This window comes from Stenotrophomonas sp. 05L44_2 (genome assembly GCF_056665995.1).
Map to the genome: position 1 here is coordinate 1 of NZ_JBFTNR010000795.1, position 1,772 is coordinate 1,772.

The window sequence follows — 1,772 nt, forward strand, 5'->3', positions numbered from 1 at the left end:
GCAAGGCACGGGGCGTTGTTCATGGAGGAGTGCCGGTCGATGCCCACATGGGTGCCCACAACGACGTGCGGCACTGGCCTGCGCACTTCGATCTGCTGCGGTTCGCGCCCTGCTTGCATCGGCCCGGCCCTCCCATCGTCCGGTCCGCGTTATTGCGTCCCGGACAATTGACCCTACGCTTGCTCTGGACGGGGTTCAAGCCCCTGCGGCAAAAAGACCGAACCCCGCCGAGGCGGGGTTCAGGCTGAATACTCAACACAACGAAAAACAAACAATATCAATCAATTACGGCGCGATGACGACCTCGGCCGAGCGGGCCCGGGTGGAGGCGGCCTTCTTCCCAGCAACCTGGATACGGCTGCTGGCGACACCGGCCGACACCAGCGCGTCGCGCAGTGCCTCGGCGCGCTTCTGGCCGACGCCATTGGCGCTGTCATAGGCTTCGATGCGGATCCTGCCCTTCTTGCCGATGTTCACGTACTCGGCCAGGGCCTTGGCCTGGTTGCGGGCGCCACCGGACAGGCTCGAGGCCCCGGCCGCAAACGCGTCACCGGCAAAGGTGAAGACCTCGCCGCGGCCATCGAACTTCGAGCCCGGCAGTTTCTGCCCGGACACCAGCTCGGCTTCCTCACGGGCCAGCTTGGCCGCGTTCTGCTGGGCCGAGCTGAGGCGCTGCTGCTGCTTGCCGGCCACGCTGGTCAGGGCGTTCTCGGCATCCTGGCGGGCCAGGGTCTCGGCCTCGGCCGCCTGGCGCAGGCGTTCGGCCTCTTCTGCCTGCATCTGCGCCTGCATGCGCAGCTGTTCGGCCTCCTGGCGGGCGCGGGCGGCATCGCGGCGGCTGGCCTCGATCAGCAGGTCGCCGCGGGTGCGCTCCAGGCGGTCGACCTCGCGCGCGGCCAGCGCAGCCCGCACGGCGGTCTCGGCGATCTCGACCCGGCGCTCGGCCAGGTAGGTGGCCAGCTCCTGGTCACGGCGCTTGGCCTTTTCCAGGGTGGCGATGGCCTGCTGCGCCTGCATGCGCTCGAAGGCGCCCAGTTCGGCGGTGTCCGGATTGGCCTGGATCGCCATCAGGCGCTGGCTCAGCTGGCCCACCATCGGGTTGTCAGCGGCCAGTGCCAGCGTCGGCAGGGCCAGCAGCGTAGCCAGGGTCAGCGCGGAAATCGTCTTCATCGGCGGTCCTCCCCGGTCGACAACTGGCGCTGCAGCTGGTTGACCTCGTTGCGGCGCAGCTGCAGCTGTGCGGTCGCCGTGGCTTCCTCGCTGCGGGCACGGGCCAGATCGGCGTCAACGGTGGCACGCAGGGCCAGCGCCGGTGCGTTCTTGCGCTCGCGGCGGTCGCCGGCGGCACGCTGGGCCTGCTCCAGCCCCTGGCGGGCCAACCCGATCAGGTCCGGGGCGTACTGGTCGGCGTCGGCCTGGGTGGCCTTGTCCACCGCCTGCCGGGCCTGGGCCAGTTCCAACGCGCCATCCTGCGCCCAGGCGGGAGCAGAGAGTGCGAATGCAAACGCCATCACATACAGGCTGTGGCGCATTCGTGCGAAGCTAAGTCGTTTCATTGGGGAGGCCGTACCGGTTGTCGGTTCGCGGCCATTGTCGTCAAGCCGGTACCGTGCTTGCAACGGGCACCGGCAGTTTCGTTGGGGAAAATTCGCAATGGATATCGGCTACTTCCTGAAGCTGATGACCGAAAAGAACGCTTCGGACATGTTCTTGACCACCGGCGCGCCGGTGTACATCAAGATCGAGGGCAAGCTGTATCCGCTCGGCAATAC

Annotated in this window: 2 protein-coding genes and 1 pseudogene; 1 reads left to right on the forward strand and 2 read right to left on the reverse strand. The window is 67.7% G+C overall.

Annotation, left to right across the window (positions count from 1 at the left end; translation table 11 throughout):
• Positions 1–285: 285 nt before the first annotated feature.
• A complete protein-coding gene (locus tag AC1VAN_RS20710; protein ID WP_025878452.1) occupies positions 286–1,170 on the reverse strand; it encodes an OmpA family protein in 885 nt (294 codons plus the stop codon).
• The gene (locus tag AC1VAN_RS20715) at positions 1,167–1,532 is read right to left on the reverse strand and encodes a DUF4398 domain-containing protein (RefSeq protein WP_025878451.1); all 366 of its coding nucleotides are present in this window, start codon (positions 1,530–1,532) and stop codon (positions 1,167–1,169) included. The genes AC1VAN_RS20710 and AC1VAN_RS20715 overlap by 4 nt, the downstream gene beginning before the upstream one ends.
• 121 nt (positions 1,533–1,653) lie before the next feature.
• Here AC1VAN_RS20715 and AC1VAN_RS20720 point away from each other — a divergent pair.
• Positions 1,654–1,772: pseudogene (locus tag AC1VAN_RS20720) on the forward strand (type IV pili twitching motility protein PilT); the annotation flags it as partial.